At 35.8% G+C, this 25,550-nt stretch carries 24 protein-coding genes, 1 tRNA gene and 1 pseudogene; 21 read left to right on the forward strand and 5 right to left on the reverse strand.

Annotated features, from left to right (window positions below):
• The first annotated feature begins 7 nt into the window (after positions 1 to 7).
• Both feoB and PGC14_RS04300 read left to right on the forward strand, forming a co-directional pair.
• The gene (gene feoB / locus PGC14_RS04295; protein ID WP_011917261.1) at positions 8 to 1,837 is read left to right on the forward strand and encodes a ferrous iron transport protein B; all 1,830 of its coding nucleotides are present in this window, start codon (positions 8 to 10) and stop codon (positions 1,835 to 1,837) included.
• A gap of 256 nt (positions 1,838 to 2,093) precedes the next feature.
• Positions 2,094 to 2,537: a Fur family transcriptional regulator gene (locus PGC14_RS04300; protein ID WP_011917262.1), complete on the forward strand. Its 444-nt coding sequence runs from the start codon at positions 2,094 to 2,096 to the stop codon at positions 2,535 to 2,537.
• A gap of 12 nt (positions 2,538 to 2,549) precedes the next feature.
• Here the strand turns inward: PGC14_RS04300 and PGC14_RS04305 are convergent, their stop codons facing one another.
• Positions 2,550 to 2,855 carry a hypothetical protein gene (locus PGC14_RS04305; RefSeq protein ID WP_011917263.1) on the reverse strand — a complete coding sequence of 102 codons (306 nt, stop codon included), beginning with the start codon at positions 2,853 to 2,855 and terminating at the stop codon, positions 2,550 to 2,552.
• A gap of 17 nt (positions 2,856 to 2,872) precedes the next feature.
• Positions 2,873 to 3,553: a spore cortex-lytic enzyme gene (gene sleB / locus PGC14_RS04310; RefSeq protein ID WP_011917264.1), complete on the reverse strand. Its 681-nt coding sequence runs from the start codon at positions 3,551 to 3,553 to the stop codon at positions 2,873 to 2,875.
• 207 nt (positions 3,554 to 3,760) lie between these two features.
• Between sleB and PGC14_RS04315 the strand changes: the two genes are divergently transcribed.
• Entirely contained in the window at positions 3,761 to 4,858 is a 1,098-nt protein-coding gene (locus PGC14_RS04315; RefSeq protein WP_408605219.1) for a D-alanyl-D-alanine carboxypeptidase family protein, read from the forward strand.
• A gap of 16 nt (positions 4,859 to 4,874) precedes the next feature.
• Here PGC14_RS04315 and PGC14_RS04320 read toward each other — a convergent pair.
• A tRNA-Pro gene (locus tag PGC14_RS04320) sits at positions 4,875 to 4,953 on the reverse strand.
• Positions 4,954 to 4,998: 45 nt separating this feature from the next.
• Positions 4,999 to 6,123, reverse strand: coding sequence for a glycosyltransferase family 4 protein (locus PGC14_RS04325; RefSeq protein ID WP_011917266.1), 1,125 nt, complete (start codon positions 6,121 to 6,123; stop codon positions 4,999 to 5,001).
• Between the two features lie 78 nt (positions 6,124 to 6,201).
• Between PGC14_RS04325 and PGC14_RS04330 the strand changes: the two genes are divergently transcribed.
• From PGC14_RS04330 to PGC14_RS04400, 15 genes are all read left to right on the forward strand, one after another.
• Positions 6,202 to 7,137, forward strand: a complete 936-nt coding sequence (locus PGC14_RS04330) for an RluA family pseudouridine synthase (RefSeq protein WP_271629620.1) — start codon at positions 6,202 to 6,204, stop codon at positions 7,135 to 7,137.
• Complete coding sequence (locus PGC14_RS04335; RefSeq protein ID WP_011917268.1) at positions 7,134 to 8,381, forward strand: CapA family protein; 1,248 nt, start codon at positions 7,134 to 7,136, stop codon at positions 8,379 to 8,381. Before PGC14_RS04330 ends, PGC14_RS04335 begins: the two co-directional genes overlap by 4 nt.
• Before the next feature lie 27 nt (positions 8,382 to 8,408).
• Entirely contained in the window at positions 8,409 to 10,217 is a 1,809-nt protein-coding gene (lepA, locus tag PGC14_RS04340) for a translation elongation factor 4 (protein ID WP_039766443.1), read from the forward strand.
• 17 nt (positions 10,218 to 10,234) lie between these two features.
• On the forward strand, positions 10,235 to 11,365 hold the full coding sequence (gene hemW, locus PGC14_RS04345; protein ID WP_271629621.1) for a radical SAM family heme chaperone HemW: 1,131 nt from the start codon (positions 10,235 to 10,237) through the stop codon (positions 11,363 to 11,365).
• Positions 11,366 to 11,476: 111 nt separating this feature from the next.
• Positions 11,477 to 12,508 (forward strand): heat-inducible transcriptional repressor HrcA, encoded by a 1,032-nt coding sequence (gene hrcA / locus PGC14_RS04350; protein WP_039766445.1) that lies wholly within the window; start codon positions 11,477 to 11,479, stop codon positions 12,506 to 12,508.
• A 21-nt stretch (positions 12,509 to 12,529) separates the two neighbouring features.
• Positions 12,530 to 13,183 (forward strand): nucleotide exchange factor GrpE, encoded by a 654-nt coding sequence (grpE, locus tag PGC14_RS04355; protein WP_039766446.1) that lies wholly within the window; start codon positions 12,530 to 12,532, stop codon positions 13,181 to 13,183.
• 40 nt (positions 13,184 to 13,223) lie between these two features.
• Positions 13,224 to 15,044 carry a molecular chaperone DnaK gene (gene dnaK / locus PGC14_RS04360; protein ID WP_271629622.1) on the forward strand — a complete coding sequence of 607 codons (1,821 nt, stop codon included), beginning with the start codon at positions 13,224 to 13,226 and terminating at the stop codon, positions 15,042 to 15,044.
• 133 nt (positions 15,045 to 15,177) lie between these two features.
• Positions 15,178 to 16,341: a molecular chaperone DnaJ gene (gene dnaJ / locus PGC14_RS04365; protein ID WP_039766448.1), complete on the forward strand. Its 1,164-nt coding sequence runs from the start codon at positions 15,178 to 15,180 to the stop codon at positions 16,339 to 16,341.
• Positions 16,342 to 16,374: 33 nt separating this feature from the next.
• Positions 16,375 to 17,283: a 50S ribosomal protein L11 methyltransferase gene (gene prmA, locus PGC14_RS04370; protein ID WP_271629623.1), complete on the forward strand. Its 909-nt coding sequence runs from the start codon at positions 16,375 to 16,377 to the stop codon at positions 17,281 to 17,283.
• 22 nt (positions 17,284 to 17,305) lie between these two features.
• A complete protein-coding gene (locus PGC14_RS04375) occupies positions 17,306 to 18,034 on the forward strand; it encodes an RsmE family RNA methyltransferase (RefSeq protein WP_271629624.1) in 729 nt (242 codons plus the stop codon).
• A gap of 15 nt (positions 18,035 to 18,049) precedes the next feature.
• A complete protein-coding gene (locus tag PGC14_RS04380; protein ID WP_039766454.1) occupies positions 18,050 to 19,198 on the forward strand; it encodes a cysteine desulfurase family protein in 1,149 nt (382 codons plus the stop codon).
• 12 nt (positions 19,199 to 19,210) lie between these two features.
• Positions 19,211 to 20,398, forward strand: coding sequence for a tRNA uracil 4-sulfurtransferase ThiI (gene thiI / locus PGC14_RS04385; protein ID WP_271629625.1), 1,188 nt, complete (start codon positions 19,211 to 19,213; stop codon positions 20,396 to 20,398).
• Positions 20,391 to 21,113 (forward strand): pseudouridine synthase, encoded by a 723-nt coding sequence (locus PGC14_RS04390; RefSeq protein WP_271629854.1) that lies wholly within the window; start codon positions 20,391 to 20,393, stop codon positions 21,111 to 21,113. The genes thiI and PGC14_RS04390 overlap by 8 nt, the downstream gene beginning before the upstream one ends.
• Positions 21,114 to 21,138: 25 nt before the next feature.
• Positions 21,139 to 22,254 (forward strand): aminopeptidase, encoded by a 1,116-nt coding sequence (locus PGC14_RS04395; protein ID WP_276054234.1) that lies wholly within the window; start codon positions 21,139 to 21,141, stop codon positions 22,252 to 22,254.
• 72 nt (positions 22,255 to 22,326) lie between these two features.
• Positions 22,327 to 22,629, forward strand: a complete 303-nt coding sequence (locus PGC14_RS04400; protein ID WP_011917281.1) for a hypothetical protein — start codon at positions 22,327 to 22,329, stop codon at positions 22,627 to 22,629.
• 62 nt (positions 22,630 to 22,691) lie between these two features.
• Here PGC14_RS04400 and PGC14_RS04405 read toward each other — a convergent pair whose 3' ends face one another.
• The gene (locus tag PGC14_RS04405) at positions 22,692 to 22,880 is read right to left on the reverse strand and encodes a hypothetical protein (protein ID WP_039766458.1); all 189 of its coding nucleotides are present in this window, start codon (positions 22,878 to 22,880) and stop codon (positions 22,692 to 22,694) included.
• A gap of 187 nt (positions 22,881 to 23,067) precedes the next feature.
• Between PGC14_RS04405 and PGC14_RS04410 the strand changes: the two genes are divergently transcribed.
• The 3 genes and pseudogenes from PGC14_RS04410 (at position 23,068) to PGC14_RS04420 (ending at position 25,550) form a co-directional block, all read left to right on the forward strand.
• Positions 23,068 to 23,904: an energy-coupling factor transporter ATPase gene (locus tag PGC14_RS04410; RefSeq protein ID WP_271629627.1), complete on the forward strand. Its 837-nt coding sequence runs from the start codon at positions 23,068 to 23,070 to the stop codon at positions 23,902 to 23,904.
• Entirely contained in the window at positions 23,889 to 24,761 is an 873-nt protein-coding gene (locus PGC14_RS04415) for an energy-coupling factor transporter ATPase (protein WP_271629628.1), read from the forward strand. The genes PGC14_RS04410 and PGC14_RS04415 overlap by 16 nt, the downstream gene beginning before the upstream one ends.
• Positions 24,761 to 25,550 (forward strand): annotated as a pseudogene (locus tag PGC14_RS04420) (energy-coupling factor transporter transmembrane component T family protein). The gene PGC14_RS04415 and the pseudogene PGC14_RS04420 overlap by 1 nt, the downstream one beginning before the upstream one ends.

The raw sequence follows: 25,550 nt of genomic DNA on the forward strand, positions 1-25,550 counted from the left end.
AAAGAAAATGCATTGTCACTGCCAGTCATTTGAACTACTCAAACTTCCTCAAGACAAAGAAGTCATAGCTCTTGTCGGTAATCCTAATGTTGGAAAGTCAGTAGTTTTTAGCAAACTCACTGGTAAATATGTTGAAGTTTCAAATTTTCCTGGAACAACAGTTGATATAAACTATGGATTTTACAAAAACTATGTAGTAATTGACACCCCCGGTGTTTATGGCATCTCTTCTTTTAATGACGAGGAGATAGTTACAAGAGATATTGTTCTGAGCGTTGACAAAGTGATAAACGTTGTTGATGCTCTTCACCTTGACAGAGATTTATTTTTAACCCAACAGCTCATAGACTATCAAAAGGACATAATTGTTGTTTTAAACATGTTTGATGAGGTTAAAAAAAATGACATGAAGATTGACATAGATGCCTTAAAAAAGACCTTAGGTGTTGAGGTAATTGTCACTTCAGCAACCAAAGCAGAAGGCATAGAAAAGCTCCAAGAGGCGATTGATAAAAACCTTTTTAGAAAAGGCAATCCTACACCACAGCTTCAAAAACTTTTACAGGAGGCAGGTATGGAATTTTCTAAAGATGGCCTTGCTACAGCTGAAAATATCTTCAACCCTTCGATTTCAGAGTTGCAAGAGAAGATTTACAGTTTAAGAAGATCTCATGTTGATAAGATATTTGAAAAAGCAGTAAGATTTGACACAAAAAAGCTTGAAATTAAAAATAGAATAAGTGAAATACTTGTAAATCCTATAACTGGTATTCCCATTTTAGCAGCAACTCTTTATATAATGTACTACTTTATGGGTGTGCTTGTTGCTCAGAGAGTTGTTGATTTTACAATGAATAAGGTAATGGGTGAGTATTATCTTGGATTTGTGAAAGGCTTACTCACTCCATTTGTAAAAAATATCTATATACAAAAAATTTTAATTGGTAACTACGGCCTGCTTTCTATGTTTCCAGTAGTTTTTTTAGGTCTTCTATTTCCTCTTGTGGTTGCCTTTCACCTTTTTATGAGTATATTAGAAGACAGTGGGTATCTTCCAAGAATTGCAGCACTTGTTGACAAAGTATTTAACAAGATTGGTCTTAATGGCAGAGCTATAATCCCGATTATATTGGGGTTTGGATGTGTCACAATGGCTACAATGACAACAAGGATTTTGGGCTCAAAAAGAGAGAGGGTTATCACTATGTTTTTACTTGGGCTTGCAATTCCGTGTTCTGCTCAGCTTGGAATTATAAGTGGACTGATAGCAAGACTTGGTTATTGGTATCTTGTTATATATATACTCATTATTGGTTTAGTATTTGGGATTGTAGGAAGGATATTGAACAAGGTTATACAAGGCAGCTCAACGTCGCTATTTATAGACCTTCCTACTTTAAGAATTCCGCTTATATTAAACGTTATTAAAAAGACATATTACAAGTCTAAAAACTTCCTGATTGAAGCACTGCCTATATTTGTTTTGGCAACACTTATACTTGGATTTTTGGACGCAACAGGTTTTCTTAAAATTATTGAAAATATAGCACAGCCCATTGTTACAGGTTTTTTGAAACTTCCAAAGAGAATGACAGAGGTGTTTATTCTGAGCATTATAAGACGAGACTATGGTGCAGCAGGGCTTGTCACAATTCCTACCACAAAAAGACAGATGTTTGTGGCACTTGTAACAACTACTCTGTTTGTTCCTTGTATAACATCCTTTGCCATGATGACAAAAGAAAACGGGCTAAAGTATTCACTTTTTATTTGGGTTTCTTCGGCTGTAATAGCCATTTTGGTGGGAGGACTTTTAGCACATATTATGATTGTTTAAAAATTCTCGAAAAAGAGGTGCAACTTCAAAATGAAGACAAAGTGTCCTGTATGTGGTTATGAAGCTGACATTACAAACAAAAAATGTCCAAGATGCAACTCTTCGCTTTTGGATTCTTTAAAATGCAGAGGTAATTGTAAAGGTTGTAAGCAAAAGTGCTCTATAAGATATTGACATGTCAGTTTGGTTGAGAATAAAATGTATATCATAAAATAGAGAAGTTATAATTTTAACTAAATGGAGTTGGAGAAAATCAATGAGCAAAAATCAATTAGAGGAGATAAAAGAACAACTTAAACAAAAGGGATATAAGCTAACAACACAGAGGAGGATAATTCTTGATTCTATCTTGGACAATCAAGATAAGCATCTGAGTATAGAAGAAATTTATAGGATAGTTAAAGAAAAGATGCCAGAAATAGGACTGGCAACAGTGTATAGAACAATAATGCTTTTAAGTGATTTAAAAGTGCTCAATAAAATTGACCTTGACGATGGATGTTCACGGTTTGAACTTTCAAATAGTGAAGATTCGCATAACCATCACCATTTGATTTGTATCAAATGTGGTAGGGTAGAAGAAGCAGAAGACGACCTTTTAGAGGCTTTAGAAGAGCAGATTGAAAAGAAAAAGGGATTTAAGGTGATAAATCATATGGTAAAATTCTATGGCATCTGCAAAGAGTGTAAAAAGGAATGAGAGAAAAGCCTCTCATTCCTTTGATTTTATAAGAACCTTATAGAAACTGCCGTTGTTGTCATCTTTGTTTCCAAAGCTATCTTTAAATGCTAAGTATAAAAATCCATTTATCAAAGTTGGGATTACCATTAGATATTCTGAGTTTTTTCTGATCATTTTGCACTCATAAATTTTTTCTATCAAATCATCTCTTCCAAACCCAAATTGAAGGTAAATATCCTTCTTTAGTCCATCAAGTAAGATGCCTCTGTTATAAATTATCATCAGCTTATCACCAGAGATAGGTTCTTGAGGGTATAGCTTAAATGGCAGGTCCATTTTAAAATTTTTTCACCTCACTTTGCAAACACATGATTGCCTATAACAGCAACAATTGGCCTGCTCCAAATCCATTTATTTGTTGTCTTTGCCGGGTTGAAAAAGTAGAGAGCTCCCCCTGTTGGGTCCCAGCCGTTTAGAGCATCTCGTGCTGCATTTATCGCAGAGGCTGTTGGCGGTAGATTAATCTGCCCGTTTGAAACAGACTCAAATGCCCCGGGTTGGTATATGACACCTGCAATGGAGTTTGGAAAGCTTGGATGCCTTACTCTATTTAGCACAACAGCTCCAACTGCAACCTGTCCAACATAGGGCTCACCCCGTGCCTCTGCACTGATTAAGTGGGCAAGAAGGTTCAGATTAGAATTGTAAGATGAGCGTGAAGTTGTGGTTACAATTCCAAGTGCTCTTAAGGTCTCACTTCCCGCAATTCCATCAACTTTTAGACCGTTTTTGGCTTGAAAATATCTCACAGCCATATATGTTTTGTACCCGTATATTCCATCGATTGGTCCATCATAATATCCCCATTGTTTAAGTCTTCTTTGAATTTCTATAACCTCACTTCCAGTTGAACCATAGTAAGATAAAACAATGGGGTTCACTACATATCTGAATTTTATCTGTTCATAATGAGAAAGTGTATAAAGAGTAGCAATCAAAAGAGCACATGCCAATAAGACCTTTATATACCTCATTCCTTTCACCTCATGTAACTTCAAAAATTTAAATAGCTTTTTAAAAATAGTATGTCTCTTGATTTTTGAGAATATGTATTGTGAATAACAAGCCGAGGTTGTGTAGATAATTTAATTATAGGAAAATAAAAGGAATTGGGGTGAAAGGTTGTGAAAAGAATTTTAACACTTTTAATTTTATCTTTCTTTCTTTCGAGTTTAAATTTTATAAGAGCTTTTTGTCAAACGCAAAATAATGAACTCACAAATAGTCCTGAACTTTCTGCAATGTCTGCAATACTTGTTGACTTTGACACAGGCAGAGTACTTTTTGAGAAAAACTCTCATGAAAAACTTCCCCCAGCTTCAATTACAAAGATAATGACAATGATTTTGATATGTGAGGCAATTGAAAAAGGTAAACTTAAGCTCTCTGACAAGGTAATTGCAAGTCAGAACGCTGCAAGTCTTGGTGGCTCCCAGGTATACCTAAAAGAAAATGAAGAGATGACAGTAGAAGAACTTTTAAAATCCATTGCAATTGCATCTGCAAATGATGCCTGTGTTGCCTTGGCCGAGCATTTGGCTGGAAGTGTTCAAGGGTTTGTTTATATGATGAACCAAAAGGCAAAAGAGCTTGGTATGCTCGATACAAACTTTGTAAATCCATATGGACTTGATGCAGAAGGACATTATACCTCTGCATATGATGTTGCTGTTATGTCAAGAGAACTATTAAAACACAAACTCGTAAGAAACTATCTTACAACATGGGTTGACACTGTAAGAGACGGTAAGTTTGGGCTTACAAACACAAACAAACTTGTGAGATTTTATAGAGGTTGTACAGGTGTAAAGACAGGTTCAACTGACAAAGCAAAGTTTTGTATCTCAGCATCAGCCCAGAGAAATGCTCTTCATCTTATTGCAGTTATAATGGCTGCACCAGATAGTAAAACAAGATTTAACGAGGCTGTACGACTTCTTGACTGGGGATTTGCAAATTTTGCGATGTATGCCCCATATGCAAAAGATTTTAGTTTTGGCAAGGTTAGGGTTAGAAATGGGCTAAAAAAAGAGGTAAGTGCAGTTTTAGAAAGGGATGTAAAACTCCTTGTTAAAAAAGGAGATGAAAACTCTATTGAAACCAAAACTATCTTACCAAAAGAAATACCAGCACCTGTGAAGCTTGGTCAAGTAGTGGGTAGAATAGAACTTATAAAGGACGGTAAGACTCTTGCAATTTATAACCTTGTTGCAAGTGAAGATGTTGAAAAGAGGAATATATTTGACATCTTTAAGATGCTTTTAAGATTAGAGATGTAAAGAGCCCAAAAATAAATGGTCGGGGCGACTGGACTTGAACCAGCGAACCTCTAGCACCCCAAGCTAGCGCTCTAACCAAACTGAGCTACGCCCCGACCTTTATTATTTTTGTTCTACAAATACATTATATTCTAACTTCTCTAAGATTTCAAGGCAAAAATTTGTTGATAGATAGCTATAGTAGAGCTTATAGTTTTCTCCCAGCTATACTTCTTAGCTAAGCTATAACCTTTTTCAGAAAGCTCTTTTCGAAGCTTTTCACTTTCGAGTACAAGCAAAATCTTTTCTGCGATGTCTTCCTCAAAATAAGGATTGACAAAGATAGCTGCGTCTTTTAACACTTCTGGCAGAGAAGTCGTGTTGCTGGCAATTGTAGGAATTTTACAAGCCATTGCTTCAAGTGGCGGAAGGCCAAATCCTTCATATAAGGATGGATAGACAAATAAAATGGCACCATTATATAAATAAGGCATTAGTTCTACCTCAACGTATGAAACAAAATGTACACGCTCACAAAGCCCAAGTTCTGCAACAAGACCTTTCACCTCTTCAAAACTCCTACTAAATTTTCCAGGAATTACAAGATGAATACCATCAATTTGATCTCTTATCATATTGTAAGCTTTAATCAACCTTATGAGATTTTTCCGAGGTGAAAAACCACCTACATACAGGATATACGGAAAGTCTATATTGAATCTTTGCTTAAGCATGTTTTCAACCTCTTGTTTTGAAAGGGGCTTGTAGATATCTTCTGGTGCTAAGTGTGTTACAAACACCTTTGATGGATCATAGTCAAAGTACTCACATATATCTTTTTTAGAGAATTCAGAAACAGTTATCACGCTATCTACAATCTTCAAAATCTTCGGAACATTTTCTCTAAAGATTTTTAAATAGCCCGGTCCCACTGTCTCAGGCAACCTAAATGGGATTATATCGTGAAGGGTTATAATATAACTACACTTTTTAGAAAAAGGAATGCCTATTCCGTTTTGAGGAACGTGGTAAATCTCAATATCATTTTGGATTATTATCTCCTTTATCATTATCTCTTCCCAGAATTTGTCTAGTTGTTGAGGCAAAAGATTTATGTTAATATTTTCTGCTGAAACAAACTCTATTTCAGATTTGTCGGGCCATATGATAAGGTATTCGTTTTGTTTGTCAAGTTTTTTGATATAATTTAAAAGTTGATAAGTGTAAGTTCCAATACCAGAACCTCTATACCATTTAGCTGCTCTACCATCAATGCCAATTTTCATGTTTTTTTCATTTTCAATTTGGTCAATTTTATTATATGATAATATTATTCAACGTGTTAAAAAGTGAGGTATATGTAAATGACAATAGAAATGTTGATTGAGAAAAATTTTGCAGGTATGAAACTTGAAAAGGCTATAAAAAAGAAATATCCGACAATCCCAATGAGTGTAATATTTAAACTTCTGAGAAAGGGCAGAATAAGAGTTAACTTTGAGGTTGCTCAGAAGGGTCAGATATTACAATTTGGAGATTTAATTAGCTTTGACATAGAAGAGAAGTACTTAGATCAGAAAAAAGTTGAAATTTCAAAAGTATATGAAGATGACAATATAATTGTCATTGACAAACCATATGGTATTCCTTCGCACCCCGATACAAATAACGAGTATTCTGTTGTAAATTGGATTGAAGATAATTATTCTGGCAATCAGTTGCCTGCACTTTGTCACAGGCTTGACAGGAACACTTCAGGTCTTATGATTATTGCAAAAAATAGACAAGTTTTAAACGAGATGTTAAAATATATGAGTAGAAGGGCTATTAAAAAGAAGTATTTATGCATAACAAAAAGGGTGGATTTGCCAAAAAGTGGAGTACTCGTGCACTATCTAAAAAAGGACTCTAAAAAAAGCAAGGTTTACATTTCAGATTTACCGGCTGAGGGTTATTCAGAGATTGTCACTAGGTATAAAATAATACGAGGCAAAGACGACTTGCTGCTTGTTGATGTTGAAATAGAAACAGGGAAAACACATCAAATTAGGTCCCAGCTTGCACATGTTGGGCTTTGCATTTTGGGTGATAGTAAATATGGTGACTGGGCGCTAAATAAGAAGTATAATGCAAGTATTCAGTGTCTTTGTGCTTATTACCTTAAATTTGACATAGGTAGAAAAGGAATTTTAAGATACTTAGATGGCAAGAAGATTGTCAAGGATATTGTTGAATTTCCTATTCACATTGAAAATTTAAGTAAAATAAATGTTTATAAAGAAAGAGGGCTTGAGTTATGAAAAAGATTTTGTATGTTCTGGGTTCATTTATTATAGTCCTTCTTATTGGAATAAATGCAATATTTTATTATGAGAACATGTATGTAAAAAATTATATCCCGGTTTCCCAGGAGGTTTATGATACTACAAAGAAACAAAATACATCCACACCTGCAAGGGAAAAAACTGCGGCAGATACTACTAAATCTTCTTCTGTTCAGCTAAAAAACCAGCCAAAAGAATACAAAGCAACAATCTCGCTTGTTGGCGATGTGTTCTTCAATGGGTATCTTTTAAAATCGTATTATAACAGACAAACTCAATCATATTCATTTGGAAATATAATGGAAAATGTTAAAGACATAACCTACGCAGACTTAAGTATTTTCAAGTTTGATAGTACTTTAACCTCTAATTTACCAGTTTCAACATATGGCAAATACAATGCTCCAAAAGAAACTTTAGGGTTGCTGAAGTCTGCTGGTTTTAATGTTGCAGTATTATCTTCTTTACATATTTTTGATGGCAAAAGGCAAGGTTTAGAAGATACAATTAAAAATCTAAAAGAGGCAGGAATTAGCTCTGTTGGGGTAAGGCTCTCTCCAGATGAACATACCTCAAAGGTGTTTGACATAAACAATATTAGAGTGGGTGTTGCTGCATTTACAAAAGAACTTCCAAATGTGTATCTTGGGAGCAACTCTTCATATAAAGATTATGTTGATATTTTGGACAAAGATACAATTCGAAACCGGCTTGAGTACTTGAAAGGACTCAATTGTGACATTATAATAGCATATGCAAACTGGGGATATGAAAATTCAATAAACCCAACCTCAGAGCAAAAGGAGTTTGCAAAAGAGCTCATAAAATACGGAGCTGACATTGTAATTGGAACACATACGCATACCATTCAGCCATTTGAAAAGATACAAGTTGAAGATGGAACTTCTGGCAAAAGAGAGGGTATAGTGTTTTATTCCTTAGGAAATTTCCTTTGTGACCAGACAGTTATTTTCCCATACAATAGGTTTGGGTTGACTGTAAGAATTGAGCTTACCAAAAAGGATAATAAACTTACAAAAAAGATTTTAGTAGAGCCTATATATATTTTCAGAAAGACAAGAATAAATGGCAATTACTATGATTTTATGCTTCTGAAAGCAAAGGATATTCTAAACAGGAGTGATGTAAGACAATCTTATATTCGGTATGCCAAAAAGCTTTTAGATGAGGTGCAAAGTCAACTTCAAAATCTACAATAATTTGATTTTGTAGGGGGATTACTTGAGGTGGAGAGAAGACAGGACAGAATTAGGAACTTTTGCATAATTGCTCATATTGACCATGGAAAATCAACTCTTGCTGATAGAATAATTGAGCTGACAGGTGCTTTGAGCGAACGGGAGATGCAAGACCAGGTTCTTGACACAATGGAGATAGAGAGAGAAAGGGGTATTACTATAAAAGCGCAGGCAGTGAGGCTAAATTATAAAGCAAAAGACGGTAAAGAGTATATATTTCACCTCATTGACACACCAGGACATGTAGACTTTACCTATGAAGTTTCAAGAAGCCTTGCTGCTTGTGAAGGCGCAATCTTGGTTGTGGATGCAACTCAAGGTATTGAAGCTCAAACTCTTGCGAATGTTTATCTTGCGCTTGAACATAACTTAGAAATAATACCAGTTATAAACAAAATCGACCTTCCAAGTGCAAGACCAGATGAGGTTAAAAAAGAGATAGAGGATGTTATTGGACTTGACGCATCAGATGCCCCTCTTATTTCAGCAAAACAGGGAATTAACATTGAAGAGGTTTTGGAAAGGATTGCAAGAGATATTCCACCCCCCAAAGGTGATGATACAAAGCCTTTGAAGGCTTTAATATTTGACTCTCTTTATGACAACTACAAAGGTGTTTTGGCATATGTTAGGGTATTTGATGGAGTAGTAAAACCCAATATGACAATAAAGATGATGTCAACTGGTGCACAGTTTACAGTCACGGAGGTTGGCTACTTCAAACCCGGCATGTTAATTCCTTGTGAAGAGCTAAGGGCAGGTGATGTTGGATACATTGCAGCATCGATAAAAACTGTCAGAGACACAAGAGTTGGTGATACTATCACTGATGCAAACAATCCAGCTGATGAGCCTCTGCCTGGTTTTAGAAAGTTAAACCCGATGGTGTTCTGTGGAATCTACCCAACTGGTGATACAAAATATGAAGAGCTCAAGGAAGCACTTGAAAAGTTGCAACTCAATGACGCAGCACTGTTTTTTGAGCCAGAGAGCTCTGCTGCGCTTGGTTTTGGTTTTAGATGTGGCTTTTTAGGCCTTTTGCACATGGAAATTGTTCAGGAGAGGCTGGAGAGGGAGTATGATTTGAACATTATTACAACAGCACCATCAGTTGTTTACAGGGTTACAAAGACAAATGGAGAGGTTTTGTATATAGACAATCCCACAAAACTTCCACCACCCAATGAAATAGACAAGATGGAAGAACCAATGGTAAAGGCAACTATAATGGTACCAAATGAATATGTTGGAGCAATAATGGAGCTTTGTCAGGAGAGAAGAGGAATATTTAAAGATATGTCTTATATAGAAACAACTCGTGTTATACTTACCTATGAAATGCCGCTGATGGAGATTGTCTATGACTTTTTTGATGCGCTAAAGTCACGCTCTAAAGGTTATGCTTCATTTGACTATGAATTCATAGGATATGCAGAGTCCAATTTAGTAAAGCTTGATATAATGATTAAAGGCGAGGTGGTTGATGCACTTTCGTTCATTGTGCACAGGGACAAGGCTTATCAGAGAGCAAGAAAAATTGTAGAGAAATTGAAAGAAGAAATTCCAAGACATCTATTTGAGATACCTATTCAGGCATGTATTGGTAGCAAGGTGATTGCAAGAGAAACTGTAAAGGCACTGAGAAAAGATGTGCTTGCCAAATGTTATGGCGGGGATGTGACAAGGAAGAAGAAACTTTTGGAGAAGCAAAAAGAAGGTAAAAAGAGAATGAAACAGATAGGAGAGGTTGAAATACCGCAGGAGGCATTTATGGCTGTTTTGAAGTTAGAAGAGTAAAAGGAAGTGCAAAAAGGTTGGGAAAGAAGATTGGGCTTTATATCCACATTCCATTTTGTAAGAAAAAGTGTCTTTACTGCGATTTTGTATCATATGAGAATGTTGAAAATAGTCTTGTATCTGAATATTTTAATTCTCTTCAGAGAGAACTTATTTTTTACAAAGAAAACTATGACATTGAGATAGAAACAATTTATATTGGGGGAGGTACACCGTCGGCAGTAGATCCTAAGCACATAGAAAGATTGATTGAATTTATATATTCAAATTTCAAAGTAAAAGAGAACTGTGAGACAACAATTGAAGCAAATCCAGAGAGTTTAAATGAAGAGAAGCTAAAGATTTATAAGCTCTTAAATATAAATAGGCTGAGCATTGGGGTTCAATCTTTGAATGACACTGAATTAAAAGTGCTTGGAAGGATTCATACATCGAAAAGAGCTCTGGAAATATTAGAGCTTGCAGCAAGATACTTCGAAAACTTCAATGTTGATTTAATGATTGGACTTCCATACCAAAATATAGAAAGCTTTTCTAGGACTTTGGAAACAGTAATTAGTTTCGGACCTCCTCATGTCTCTGTATATTCTTTGAAGATTGAAGAGGGCACATATTTTTATGATGCATATGAATCTTTAAAAAGTTATTTTCCTTCTGAGGAAGAAGAGAGAGGTATGTACTGGCTTGCAGTAGAAAGACTTTACGATTTTGGTATATATCAATATGAGATATCAAACTTTGCAAAAAAGAATTCTGAATGTAAGCACAATCTTAAATACTGGGACTGTGAAGAATATATTGGAATTGGCTCAAGTAGCCATTCTTTTTTTGAAGGATATAGATATTCTAATGTAAGTGACATTAAGGAATATATCAATAGTATAAAGAATGGGTATCTTGCAGTTGATACAAAGGAGTATATAGATGATGAAGAAATGGAAAAAGAGTACATTATCTTAGGACTTAGAAAAATTGAGGGCATTGATCTTTTGAAGCTTGAGAGAAGATTTAATATAGACTTTATGAAGAAGTACAAAACCCAGATAGAAAAACTAAAAAAGTATGGACTTGTAGAGATAAATTCGCATTTTAGACTTACAAAAAAAGGAATGGACCTTGCAAATATAGTGTGGCAAGAGTTTATTTAAAAAGGTCAAAGAAAGTCAAAAAATCTACTTGACAATTATCTACTGAAGTGATATCTTATATCTTAGAATTAGCACTCATCAAATGAGAGTGCTAACAGTAAGGTGAGGAAAATGCTGGATGAAAGAAAAAAAAGGATACTTCAAGCAGTCATAGACGATTATATAAATACAGGGGAGCCAGTTGGTTCACGCACTATTGCAAAAAAGTACATCTTTGGTATTTCTTCTGCAACTATTCGTAATGAGATGTCTGATTTAGAAGAGATGGGGTATTTAGAACAGCCACATACTTCAGCAGGAAGAGTTCCGTCTGATAAAGGGTACAGATACTATGTTGATGAATTAATGAAGGTTACAAGGCTTTCACCGCAAGAGGTTGAGTTTATAAGGTCACAGCTTGATGTGAAGTTCAGCGAAATAAATGAGTACATGGAGAACATAGCAAAGATTATCTCGAATCTTACAAACTATACTGCTGTGCTCTCAACTCCAAATGTAAAGAAAAGCTATATCAAGCATCTACAGCTTTTGCCGGTTGATAGCAAAAAATATATATTAATTTTGGTTACAAATACAGGACTTGTAAAAGATATTCTTTTAGATAAGCCGGAAAATATTGATAGCAAAGATTTTATATATATCACTAACGTACTTAACCAAAAGCTAAGTGGACTTAAATTAGAAGACATTGATGAAAATACAGTTTTGGACATTGAAAATAGCTTGGGCAAGAACAGGACAATCCTTTCACCAATCATTGACAATGTGTTAAGAACAATCAGTGCAGCGGACAGTACAGAAGTGGTCCTAAGTGGTATCAAAAACATGTTTGACTTTCCGGAATTCAATGATGTTCTAAAAGCAAAGATATTCTTGCATATATTTGAGCAAAAAGACATGCTACGAAAGATTATAAACTCTTCAATGCACGACCATATAACCATACGCATAGGTACAGAAAACCCAATTGAAGATTTAAAGGAGTGTAGCATTATTCTTTCCACTTACCGAATAGGCGACAGTATTGCCGGTTCAATTGGTATAATCGGGCCAAAGAGGCTCAAGTATTCACAGACAGTTTCTTTGATCGATTATATTTGCGATACGTTGTCTGATATTTTGACAAGACTTTTCACAGAATAAATAAAGAGGTGATCTTTGAAGATGTGCGAGATGGAAAACAAAGAGTTAAAGAGTGAAGAGACAAACATTTCTGAAAGTCCTCCAGCTACTGAAGAGGCGGTAGAAAAAGAGGTTTCTTCAGAGCAAAAAATCGAGGCACAAAATGAAAATAATCAAGCTGAAAATGTTCAGCAGGATACCCAGAGTCAAGAGCAAGAAGACCCAATTGAGGCGTTAAAAAAACAGCTTGAAGAGAAAGAAAGGGAAGTTGAGGAGTACAAAAGCTTGTGCCAGCAAATTGCCGCTGACTTTGATAACTACAGAAAGCGAATCGCAAAGGACAAGGAAAATATGTACTATGAAGTTGTTGCAGATGTTATAGGAAAGCTTCTTCCTATTGTTGATAATTTTGAAAGAGCAATCAGCTCTGCTAAAGAGTCGGAAAATACAAATGAAGAGTTTTTAAAAGGACTTGAGATGATAAAAAAGCAAATTGATGATATCTTCTCAAAACTTGGTGTTGAGCCTATTGAAGCTTTAAATAAGGAGTTTGACCCATACCTCCACAATGCTATTATGCATGTGGAGGATGAAAGGTATGGTAAGAACATTGTGATTGAAGAGTTCCAAAAAGGTTATAAGATAAAAGACAGAGTTATAAGATACAGCCTTGTTAAGGTTGCTAATGCAAATTAATTAATAATCAAATCGAAAATAAAAAAGGAGGTTGATAACAATGGCTCATATTTTAGGTATAGACTTAGGTACAACAAACTCTTGTATGGCAGTAATTGAAGGTGGGCAGCCTGTTGTCATTCCAAATGCAGAAGGCTTTAGAACAACTCCATCAGTTGTTGCATTTACCAAGACAGGTGAGAGGCTTGTTGGTCATGCTGCAAAAAGACAGGCTATCACAAACCCAGAAAGGACTATTATATCAATAAAGAGAGATATGGGTACAAACAGAAGAATAAAGATAGATGACAAGGAATATTCACCAGAAGAGATATCTGCAATGATTTTGATGAAACTAAAAGCTGATGCTGAGGCATATCTTGGTGAAAAGATTACACAAGCTGTTATCACAGTTCCTGCATACTTTACAGACTCACAAAGACAAGCAACAAAAAACGCAGGTAGAATTGCGGGACTTGAGGTTTTGAGAATTATCAACGAGCCAACTGCTGCAGCTTTGGCTTATGGCCTTGACAAGGAAGGACATCAGAAGATAATGGTATATGACCTTGGTGGTGGAACATTCGACGTTTCAATTTTGGAGATTGGCGAGGGTGTTATTGAGGTTTTAGCAACATCTGGTAACAACAGACTTGGTGGTGATGACTTTGACCAGAGAATTATTGACTATATAGCAGATGAGTTTATGAAAGAACATGGGATTGACCTGAGAAAGGACAAGGTTGCACTCCAGAGATTAAAAGATGCAGCAGAAAGAGCAAAGATTGAGCTCTCGTCTGCACTTCAGACAACAATTAACTTGCCATTTATAACAGCAGATGCAAACGGTCCAAAGCACATTGACATGGTATTGACAAGAGCTAAATTCGAGGAGCTTATAAAAGACCTTGTAGAAAAGACAAGAGAGCCTGTTGAGACAGCACTTTCAGATGCAAAGCTCACACCAGAGCAGATTGATAAGGTCATTTTGGTTGGCGGTTCAACAAGAATACCTTATGTTCAGGAGTTTGTCAAAAAACTCACAGGAAAAGAACCATTCAAAGGTATAAATCCTGACGAATGTGTTGCAATTGGTGCAGCAATCCAGGCAGGTGTATTGGGAGGACAGGTAAAAGACATCTTGCTGTTAGACGTAACACCACTTTCCCTTGGTATTGAGACCTTAGGTGGCGTGTTCACAAAAATAATTGAGAGAAATACAACAATTCCAACAAGAAAGAGCCAGATATTTACCACTGCTGCAGATGGTCAGACTCAGGTAGAGATTCACGTTTTGCAAGGTGAAAGACCACTTGCAAAGGACAACAAGACACTTGGTAGGTTCATCTTGGACGGAATTCCACCTGCTCCACGTGGTGTTCCACAGATTGAGGTTACATTTGACATAGACGCAAACGGAATAGTACACGTTTCTGCAAAAGACCTTGGCACAGGTAGAGAACAGAAGATAACCATAACATCCCAGACACACCTTAGCGAAGAGGAGATTCAAAGAGCAATAAAAGAGGCAGAGATGTATGCAGAGCAGGACAGGAAGAGAAAAGAGCTCATTGAGACAAGGAACAAAGCAGACTCTATCATCTACCAGACAGAGAAGCTCTTGCGTGACCTTGGTGACAAGATGACAGCAACTGAAAAAGAACAAATCGAAGCAAAACTCAAAGCCCTCAAAGATGTTATGAATGGTGAGGATAAAGAGAGAATTGAAAGAGCAATTGATGAGCTGACAAAATCATTCTACGATGTTTCAACAAGGCTGTATCAGCAAGGTTATACTCAAACTGGACCACAGGGAGGCACAAACCCTGGTGGTCAAGGCGGAACTGATGGTAATGTCAACACTGATTATAAGGTATATTAACAAATTTAGATTCTTTAGAAAAAGGGACCAAAGTCATAACACTTTAAAAATGGCTTTGGTCCTTTTTAATGATTTGTTAAAAGTTTTGCGTTGGTATATAATAATATTCAGTAAGCTAAGTGGGTGATAAAAAATGGCACAAAAAAAAGATTACTATGAAATTTTAGGTGTTCCACGAAACGCAACACAAGAAGAGATAAAAAGAGCATATAGAAGACTTGCAAAGCAGTATCACCCTGATGCCAACCCAGGAAACAAAGAAGCAGAAGAAAAATTTAAAGAGATAAATGAAGCATATGAAGTTTTAAGTGACCCTGAAAAGAGAAGAAAGTACGACCAGTTTGGCCATGCAGCATTTGACCCAACATATGGTGCTCAGGGCGGAGGATTTTCTGGTGGCTTTACAGGTGGTTTTGCAGATTTTGACTTTGGAAGTTTTGGGGACATATTTGAAGACTTGTTTGAAGGGTTTGATATCTTTGGCTCATCAAGAAGAAGAAAAGAAGCACCAAGAAAAGGTGCTGATATACAGGTTGATTTAGAACTGACTTTAAAAGAGTCGGTCTTTGGCTGTGAAAAAGAGATTCCTATTTACAGAACAGAGAAATGTTCTGTCTGTGGCGGAAGTGGTGTAAGACCGGGTGCCACACCTGTCAGATGTCAAAAATGTGGTGGTACAGGACAAATTAGGTCAAGACAGGCAACATTCTTTGGTGAGTTTACTACAATAAAAACATGCGATGCATGTGGTGGAGTTGGAACTATCATCACGGACCCTTGCAGAGAATGTGGTGGTACTGGAACTGTTAGACGTCAGAGGAAGGTGAAGATAAACATTCCAGCTGGAATTGACGATGGCCAGGTAATAACTTTAAGAGGTGAGGGTGAGAGTGGCATAAAAGGTGGGCCAAATGGTGATTTGCACATTAGAATCAAAATAGCACCTCATCCTGTTTTCAAACGAGTTGGGCAAGACCTTTATGTTGAGGTACCAATCACATTTGTCAATGCAGCACTTGGTGGAGAAATAGAAATACCTACATTGGATGGAAAGACCAAGGTAAGAGTTGAACCAGGTACACAAAATGGAGATGAGGTGAGAATTAAAGGCAAAGGTGTTCCTTATTTGAGAGGTAGGGGTAGAGGCGATTTGGTTGTGAAATTTGTTATTGAAGTACCAAAGAAGCTTTCTGAAAAGCAAAAAGAGCTTTTGAGAAAGTTTGAAGAGCTTTCGTCTGAAGAAGGGTATGAAAAGAGAAAACATTTTTGGGACAGGATAAGAGAAGCCTTTTCGTAAACTCTTTAAAGAAAAAAGGAGAAATGAATTGGTATGAAATGGTTTGAGGTTGCGATTAAAACTGTAGAAGAAGCAGAGGATGCTATTTCAAATATCTTATATGATCTTGGGGCAAATGGTGTTGTAATAGAAGACAATGAAATTTTAAAATATCCAAATTCATGGGATTATATAGATGAAAATCAATTTCCTAAACGAAATTTCGCAGTTGTTCGTGCGTATTTTCCTGAAAGTGTGAATATCTCAGAACTTATTTTCAACATTGAAGAGAGGTTAAAAGATGCTTCACAGTACCTTAATATTGGCGAGGGCGAGATTGACATCTCTGAGGTTGATGAGAAAGACTGGGCAAACGAGTGGAAAAAGTATTACAAGCCTGTTGAGATAGGGAATATTGTCATTGTACCATCGTGGGAAAACTACCCAAATACAAAAGACAAGACAGTTATAAAACTTGACCCTGGTATGGCATTTGGTACAGGTACACATGAGTCAACAATGCTTTGTTTAGAGGCAATTCAAAGATATGTAAAAGCAGGGTTTGATGTAATTGATATTGGTACAGGTTCAGGAATTTTAGCAATTGCAGCAAAAAAGCTTGGAGCCAATAGAGTTTTAGCAGTTGATATAGATGATGTTGCTGTAAAGGTTGCAAGAGAAAATGCTGCTTTGAACAATGTAGAAATTGAAATTAGGCAAAATGACTTGGTTTTTGGAATTGAAGAAAAGTTTGACATAGCAATTGCAAATATCATAGCTGATATAATAATAAAATTGGCAAATGATATTAAAAACGTTCTTAAAGAAGATGGACTTTTTATCTCATCTGGAATTATTGAGGAAAGACTTGATGATGTATTAAAAAGCTTCAAAGAAAATTCTTTAGAAGTAGTTGAAATCAAAAAACTTAATAACTGGTGCTTAGTGGTAGCAAGAAAGTAAAAGTAGTATAGGGTGATAGACATTGCCTATTTTTTTTATTGAGAGCAAGAACATTGTCAATGACATTGCATATATAACAGACAAAGATGATTTAAACCACGTAGTAAAAGTTTTGCGCAAGAGAGAAGGAGAGGTTTTAAATCTTTGTGATGGAATATATGATTACAAAGCTAAGATTTTGGAGATTTCAAAGGATAAAATAAAAGTAGCGATAGAAGAAAAGGTTCTCAACCAGCGGGAGCCACAAAAAGATGTTTTTTTATTTCAGTGTATTATAAAAAATCAGAAGATGGATATCATAATTCAAAAGGCAACAGAGCTTGGGGTAAAAACCTTAGTTCCTGTTATTTCAAAAAGAGTTGTTATTGATATCAGCGAAAAGGAAGAAAAAAAGATACAGCGTTGGCAGAAAATTGCTAAAGAGTCCCAAAAGCAATGCCTAAGACCATATTCGCCACAGATCCAAAGACCTATTGAAATAGGTAGAGTCAAAGACTTTTTAGATGAACTTGATCTTCTTATAATTCCATACGAAAAGGAAAACAAAAAAACCTATTTGGATATTCATTCCAACATAAATAGAGTAGGTATATTAATTGGACCGGAGGGTGGTTTTGAAGAAGAGGAAATAGAGATTTTTAAAGACTTGCAAAAAGTCAGAATAGTCTCACTTGGAAAGCGCATTCTAAGGAGTGAAACTGCAGCTATTTCGGTAATTTCTATTGTCATGCACCTTCTTGGTGAGATGTGAAAGGAAGGGTAGAAGATGGTTGTATATTTTGACAATGCAGCAACAACACGTCCATTCGATGAGGTTATAGAAGGTTTGAAAGATTTTTTGGCCCAAAATTATGGTAACCCATCATCCTTGCATAGGCTTGGAGTCAGCGCTGAAAAGGTGTTAAAAGAGGCAAGATGGAAAATAGCTCAAAAGATAAATGTAAATCCTGAAGAAATATACTTTACATCTGGGGGTACAGAGGCAAACAATTTAGCACTGATTGGAATTGCCTTTGCTAATCAGAAAAGAGGAAATAAAATAATCTCAAGCCCTGTTGAGCACCCATCAGTATTAAATACACTTGAGCACCTGAAAAGATGTGGATTTGAAGTGCGCTTTTTAAAGGTTGATCAAAACGGAAATATTGACTTTGAAGAGCTCGAAAATGAAGTGGACGATGAGACAATTTTAGTAAGCGTCATGCTTGTAAACAACGAAACAGGGCATATTTTTGATGTAAAAAAGATAGCTGAAGTGGCAAAGAGGAAAAATCCAAATGTGATTGTTCACACAGATGCGGTTCAGGCGTTTATGAAGGAAAAGACCAATGCCAAAGAACTAAACGTTGATTTGATGTCAATAAGTGGGCATAAGATTCACGCATTAAAAGGGATTGGAGCCTTGTATATCAAAAAGGGGATCAACATTCAACCAATAATTTTTGGTGGGGAGCAGCAAAATGAAGTAAGACCTGGGACAGAGAATATGCCAGGTATTTTTTCGATTTATAAGGCAATTGAGGTGTATGAAAGGCTGCAAAATGAGCAGCCAAATAAGCTAAGAATGATAAAACAAAGATTTATTGAGGGGCTAAGAAGTTTTGATGATGTTGTGATAAATTCACCACTTGACAATACATCTGACGCAATTTTAAATGTGTCATTTTTAGGGATTAAATCCGAGGTTCTGCTCCATACTCTTGAAAGCTATAATGTATTCGCATCGTCTGGTTCTGCTTGTTCATCAAGGGGCAGAACATATAACAAGGTTCTTTATAGCATGGGAAAATCAATGGAAATTGCACAAAGTAATATACGTTTTAGTTTTTCTTATTTGAATAACCTTGAAGAAGTTGATTACACACTTGAAGTATTGGAAAAATCGCTCAAGTTTTTGCAGAAAATAAAAAGGTAAAGGATGAATGGAATGAAGGCTATATTAATAAGGTATGGTGAACTTGCCTTAAAAGGATTGAACCGTCCTTTTTTTGAAGAAAAGCTTGTGAGGAACATAAGAAGGAAACTTAAAGATCTTAAAAATGTAGAAAATATTTCAATTACAAAAGAACAAGGGAGAATATTTATTGAAAACCTTTCTCAAAATGATTTTTATTTTGCAATTGAGAAACTAAAAAAAGTCTTTGGCCTTGTTGGGTTTACTATTTGCGAAGTTGCAGAAAAACAAGTAGAGGCTATCAAGTCTGCAGCTTTGAACATTGCCCTTAATGAGATTCAAAAAGGTAAGAAAACCTTTAAAGTTGAAACAAAGAGGGCTGATAAGACATTTGAATTAAGGTCGCCAGAGCTTTCAAGACTTATTGGCGCACATATTCTTAAAAATCTTGCTGACAAATATGGTCTTAAGGTTGACGTGCACAATCCAGACTTTGAGGTAAATATTGAGATAAGGGACAAAGCATATGTGTATTCGTCAGAAGAGAAAGGTATTGGTGGTATGCCACTTGGCACAGGGGGCAAGGCACACCTTTTGCTCTCTGGCGGGATAGACAGCCCTGTTGCAGGGTTTATGATAGCAAAAAGAGGTGTTGAAATAGAAGCGGTCCATTTTTACAGCTTTCCATATACAGGTGAGAAGGCAAAAGAGAAGGTCATTGACCTTTGCAGGGTTTTAGCTCAGTTTACAGATAGACTAAAACTTTACATTGTACCTTTTACTGAAATTCAGACTACTATCTATGAAAAGTGCAATAAGAGGTATCTTACAATTATTATGAGAAGATTTATGATGAAGATTGCAGAAAGGATTGCTAAAGAAAACGGCGGTTTAGCTCTTGTGACTGGTGAGAGTATTGGGCAGGTTGCAAGTCAAACAATGGAAAGTATCATTTGTACAAACGCTGCTGTATCAATGCCAGTCCTAAGACCTCTTATTGGCATGGACAAAGAAGAGATAATAAGAATTGCAAAAAATATTGGCACGTATGACATCTCAATCTTACCATATGAAGATTGCTGTACAGTATTTGTTCCAAAACATCCAAAGACCAAGCCAAAACTTGAAGAAGTTATTAAAGAAGAGGAAAAATTGGATGTATCATCATTGATAGAGAGTGCCATTTCAAATACTGAGTGGATGGTGATAGAAGATAGGTGATTTAGTTCGCCTTCAAAAGTTTATGGCTGACTGTGGGGTTGCGTCACGCCGAAAGTGCGAAGAAATTATTCTCCAAGGAAGAGTAAAGGTAAATGGTAGAACCATTACAGAGCTTGGCTTTAAAGTTGACCCTCAAAAGGATGAGGTCTTGGTTGATGGCAAAAAGCTTGTACCAGTCCAAAAGAAAGTTTATATAATGCTCAACAAGCCATTTGGTGTGATATCTTCTGCAAGGGATGAGAAGGGTAGAAAAACTGTTGTAGACCTTGTAAAAGACAAAGTGGATGTTAGAGTTTTTCCTGTAGGAAGACTTGACTTTGACACAATAGGGCTTATACTTCTTACAAATGATGGAGAGTTTGCATATAAAGTTACACATCCCAAACATGATATTGAAAAAACATATATTGCACTCATTGAAGGTGTGCCAACAAAAGGAGAGATTGAGCAGTTTGAAAAAGGCCTTTTGATTGACGGAAAACTGACTTCACCTGCGAAGTTTAGGATTTTAAAGGTTTTTAAAGGAAAGTCTCTTGTTGAGATAAAAATACACGAAGGAAGGAACAGACAAGTAAGAAAAATGTGCGATGCAATTGGACACAGGGTATTAAAACTTAAAAGAGTTGCAATAGGCAAGCTAAAACTTGGCAAGCTAAAAGAAGGAGAGTTTGTTTTTTTAGATGAGAATATGGTGAACAAGGTGTTTGAAAAATAAGAGTTTTAGAAAGGAGACGGTTACATTGGCAGATGAAAGAGTAAAAGTACTTGCAAAAAATCTTATAGAATACTCTGTTGATCTAAAAAATGGTGAAAAGATTTTGATAGAACTGATTGGGGAAGAAATTGATTTGGCAAAGGAGCTTATAAAGCTTTCATATCAAAAAGGCGCAATGCCGTTTTTGTGGATTAAGAATCAAAGTCTATTAAGAGATCTTCTTTTAAATGCCACTGAAGATCAAATAAAAATAATTGCTGAAAATGAAAGACAACTTATGGAAAAGATGGATGCTTACATTGGTATCAGATCAAGCCAAAATCCATTTGAACTGAGTGATGTGCCAGATGATAAGATGGCGCTGTATCAGAAAATCTGGTTTCACAAAGTACACGGTGAGGTAAGAGTGCCAAAGACAAAATGGTGTATTTTAAGATACCCCAATTACTCAATGGCTCAGCAGGCAAGGATGAGCAAAGAGACATTTGAAGATTTTTATTTCAATGTTTGCAACCTTGACTACAGAAAGATGTCAAGGGCAATGGATAAGCTGGTGGAACTTATGGAAAAAACAGATGAAGTGAGAATAGTAGGTGAGGGCACAGACCTCACATTTTCAATAAAAGGTATGAAGGCTGTAAAATGTGATGGACATATGAATATACCTGATGGTGAAGTATACACTGCACCTGTTAAAGACTCTGTCAATGGGTATATAACCTATAACACCCCTTCAAACTATGCAGGTTTTAAGTTTGAAAATATTAGGTTTGAATTTAAAGATGGAAAGATTGTAAAAGCTACTGCAAACAACACAGAAAAGTTAAATAAGATTTTGGACACAGACGAGGGTGCAAGGTATATAGGTGAATTTTCAATTGGACTAAATCCATACATTACAAAGCCTATGGAAGACACGCTATTTGATGAGAAGATAGCCGGAAGCATACACTTTACACCGGGCAGTGCTTATGAGGATGCTGACAATGGCAACAGATCAGCTGTGCACTGGGATATAGTGTTGATTCAGACCCCTGAATATGGCGGCGGAGAAATTTACTTTGATGGAAGACTTATTAGAAAAGATGGAAGATTTGTCATACCTGAGCTTGAAGATTTAAATCCAGAAAATCTCAAATAAATTTTTCTCACAAACTCAAGTTTTCATGAATAACATAGAAGTAGACATAAAATTTTGTAGGGTGAGAATACTTTGGATAGCTATTTTTCAGCTCAGGAGCTTGGTACATTTGCAGGAATTACAGTTGCTACAAATGTTATTGTTCAGTTTACAAAAGGCATATTCAAAAAATGGTGCAAAGATTATGTAATTAGAATCTACACCTTTTTTGTAGCATTTGTTCTATCCTTTGTTTTTATTCCACACCAAAACACGTTAAAAGATATTACGCTACTGATGATAAATTCTATACTAATCTGCATGGCATCATTTGGGAATTATGAAATGATAAAGGACACATATCGAAAAAAGTCTACAGATGAAAAACACACCTAAATTATTTTAGGGGGATGATTTTTGGCATCCCCCTTTTTATATTCCCTTCCTACCATCCTACTTCATTGAATTTCCTTTATCTTTTCATCAAGTTCTTTTAGTTCATCTGTGATATGGCTTTTTAGTTTTGAAATCTCTTCAATCTTTGAAAACTCTTCTAACAGCAGGTTTTCTGTTTCAATTGGTATGTTGAACTCCTTTAAGTTAACTAAGTTTGTGTCAAAGTATATGTCACACTTGGGAGTAAACATGTTAAATCCCCCCTTCTAATATATATTATACCCGGTGTATTATAAATATGTTCAATGTATCCACGAATACTTCAAAAATACATGTATATTTAAACTTTAAAATCTTTGCTATAATAAAAGGTAGTTTATTGCAAGAGTAATTCCGCTTATTGAACATAAAAACACTTTTTAAGGAGAAAAAAGAAGGATGAGTGCTTTTATAAAATTTATAAATGTCAACTTTTCGTATACAAGTTCAGACGGGAAAAAAACTCCTGCGTTGATTGACATAAACTTAGAAATAGAAAAAGGAGAATTCGTGTCAATCTTAGGGCTCAACGGTTCAGGTAAGTCCACTTTAGCAAAGCTAATAAATGGGCTTTTAATACCTGAAAAAGGTGATGTACTGGTTGACGGTATGAACACAAAAGATGTAAGTCAAATTTGGGAGATAAGAAGAAAGTGTGGATATATATTTCAAAATCCTGATAATCAATTGGTTGCCTCGGTCGTTGAAGAAGATGTTGCTTTTGGGCCAGAGAATTTAGGGTTTGAACGTGAGGAGATAATAAGAGCTGTAAATGAGGCACTTGAAACTGTTGAGATGATTGAATATAGAAATCACGCAACATACAAGCTTTCTGGTGGGCAAAAACAGAGGGTTGCGATTGCCGGAATTTTGGCAATGAGGCCGGAATGTATCATTTTAGATGAGCCAACTTCTATGCTTGATCCAAAAGGGAGGAAAGAGGTCATATCGACCATCTTAAGACTCAACAGGGAAGAAAAAAAGACAATAGTTTTGGTTACTCACAATATTGACGAGATGATATACAGTAATAAAGTGGTGGTTTTAGAAAATGGAAAGATAAAATATATAGGGACTCCGAAAGAGCTTTTAAAGCTTGATTGGTTTTATGAGATGGGATTTGACATGCCTCAAATTTTAAAGCTTTCTTATGAACTTAGAAAAAGAGGCATTAATATTGATGAGGAAATCTGGACAGTTGATGAAATGGAGAGATTTTTATGTTCATTGAGATGAGAGATGCTGAGTTTATATATGGCTATAAAACACCATTTGAAAAAAAGGCATTATCTGAGGTGAACCTAACAATCTCGAAAGGTGAGTTTATTGGAATAATAGGCAAAACAGGTTCTGGGAAATCAACCCTTGTTCAGCTTATGAACGGACTCCTTGTACCTCAGCGGGGAGACGTCATTGTTGATGGAATAAATACCAAGGAGAAAAAGAAAGTAAAAGAGATTCGAAGAAAAGTTGGGCTTGTTTTTCAATATCCTGAATATCAGCTTTTTGAAGAGACAGTGTATAAAGACATTGCATTTGGTCCAAGGAATTTAGGGTTTTCTGATGAGGAGATTGACAAGAGAGTAAAAGAGGTATGTGAACTTTTAGAGATACCTAATGCTATTCTAGAAAAGTCACCATTTGAGCTGTCGGGCGGACAAAAGCGAAGGGTTGCAATTGCCGGAATTTTGGCAATGGACCCTGAGTGTTTGATTTTAGATGAACCTACTGCTGGGCTTGATATGAGGGGAAGAAAAAGAATATTCAATATCATAGAAAGACTTCATCGTGAAGTGAAAAAGACTATAATTCTTATTTCACACAATTTAGAAGATGTTGCATCAATGTGTGAAAGAGTAATTGTTCTGAATAAAGGAAAAATTTACTTTGATGGACCAAAACATGAGATATTTGAAAATATTCACCTTTTAGAAAAAAGTGGTTTGATTGCACCAGATATATTGTATCTTCAGCACAGGCTCAAAATGAAGGGGTTTCAAATTGAGAGGTTTGAGTACAGGGTGGAAGATGTTGCTGACATGATTGTGCAAAATATAGCAGGAAATATTCCAAAAAAGGGTGAGAAAGAATAATGGTGGACTTTGTAATTGGTCAGTACATCAAAAGAGATTCATTTGTGCACAGACTTGACCCTCGAACAAAGATAATAGTCTTGGTATTTTTCTGTATTTCTATATTCGTAGTGAATAATTTTTATGGGTATATATTTCTATTTGCCTTGATATTTCTGTGGACAATCTTTTCAAAGACAAACCCAATATTACTTTTACGTGGCACAAAACCTGTGTTTATTTTAATTCTAATAACTGTCATTTTTAACCTTTTTTTTGACCCAAGGAAGGCCAGTGGCAAGGTTTTTAGGTTTGACAATTACAGACAAAGGGATAATTCTCTCATTATTTTTAGTAATAAGACTTCTACTACTTATATTTTCTACCAGCTTGCTTACTCTTTCAACCTCCCCAATTGAGATAACAGATGCTTTAGAAGAGCTATTAAAACCTTTGAAAAAACTCAAATTTCCTGTACATGAGATTTCGATGATGATGTCAATTGCTTTGAGATTTATCCCAACAATCTATGAAGAGACAGACAAGATTATGAAAGCTCAAATGTCAAGGGGTGCTGATTTCGAAAGTGGAGGACTTATGAAAAAGGCAAGGTCACTTTTGCCACTTTTGATTCCACTTTTTATGTCAGCATTTAAAAGAGCAGATGAACTTGCAATTGCCATGGAAGCTCGATGCTATCGAGGATCAGAAGGCAGAACAAAACTAAAAAAACTTCAATATTCAATAAACGACTATATTTCCTTTTTAATAGCAGCAATTTTAATAGCTTTGGCTATAATGGTGAGGTGA

It is taken from the genome of Caldicellulosiruptor sp. DIB 104C (assembly GCF_028198085.1).
GTDB lineage: Bacteria > Bacillota > Thermoanaerobacteria > Caldicellulosiruptorales > Caldicellulosiruptoraceae > Caldicellulosiruptor > Caldicellulosiruptor saccharolyticus.

Excerpts from the sequence above, each read along its gene's own strand:
- feoB (WP_011917261.1), top strand. The coding sequence starts at position 8 with ATGCATTGTCACTGCCAGTCATTTGAACTACTCAAACTTCCTCAAGAC.
- PGC14_RS04300 (WP_011917262.1), top strand. The coding sequence starts at position 2,094 with ATGAGCAAAAATCAATTAGAGGAGATAAAAGAACAACTTAAACAAAAG.
- PGC14_RS04305 (WP_011917263.1), bottom strand. The coding sequence starts at position 2,855 with ATGGACCTGCCATTTAAGCTATACCCTCAAGAACCTATCTCTGGTGAT.
- sleB (WP_011917264.1), bottom strand. The coding sequence starts at position 3,553 with ATGAGGTATATAAAGGTCTTATTGGCATGTGCTCTTTTGATTGCTACT.
- PGC14_RS04325 (WP_011917266.1), bottom strand. The coding sequence starts at position 6,123 with ATGAAAATTGGCATTGATGGTAGAGCAGCTAAATGGTATAGAGGTTCT.
- PGC14_RS04330 (WP_271629620.1), top strand. The coding sequence starts at position 6,202 with ATGACAATAGAAATGTTGATTGAGAAAAATTTTGCAGGTATGAAACTT.
- PGC14_RS04335 (WP_011917268.1), top strand. The coding sequence starts at position 7,134 with ATGAAAAAGATTTTGTATGTTCTGGGTTCATTTATTATAGTCCTTCTT.
- hrcA (WP_039766445.1), top strand. The coding sequence starts at position 11,477 with ATGCTGGATGAAAGAAAAAAAAGGATACTTCAAGCAGTCATAGACGAT.
- grpE (WP_039766446.1), top strand. The coding sequence starts at position 12,530 with ATGTGCGAGATGGAAAACAAAGAGTTAAAGAGTGAAGAGACAAACATT.
- dnaK (WP_271629622.1), top strand. The coding sequence starts at position 13,224 with ATGGCTCATATTTTAGGTATAGACTTAGGTACAACAAACTCTTGTATG.
- dnaJ (WP_039766448.1), top strand. The coding sequence starts at position 15,178 with ATGGCACAAAAAAAAGATTACTATGAAATTTTAGGTGTTCCACGAAAC.
- prmA (WP_271629623.1), top strand. The coding sequence starts at position 16,375 with ATGAAATGGTTTGAGGTTGCGATTAAAACTGTAGAAGAAGCAGAGGAT.
- PGC14_RS04380 (WP_039766454.1), top strand. The coding sequence starts at position 18,050 with ATGGTTGTATATTTTGACAATGCAGCAACAACACGTCCATTCGATGAG.
- thiI (WP_271629625.1), top strand. The coding sequence starts at position 19,211 with ATGAAGGCTATATTAATAAGGTATGGTGAACTTGCCTTAAAAGGATTG.
- PGC14_RS04405 (WP_039766458.1), bottom strand. The coding sequence starts at position 22,880 with ATGTTTACTCCCAAGTGTGACATATACTTTGACACAAACTTAGTTAAC.
- PGC14_RS04410 (WP_271629627.1), top strand. The coding sequence starts at position 23,068 with ATGAGTGCTTTTATAAAATTTATAAATGTCAACTTTTCGTATACAAGT.
- PGC14_RS04415 (WP_271629628.1), top strand. The coding sequence starts at position 23,889 with ATGTTCATTGAGATGAGAGATGCTGAGTTTATATATGGCTATAAAACA.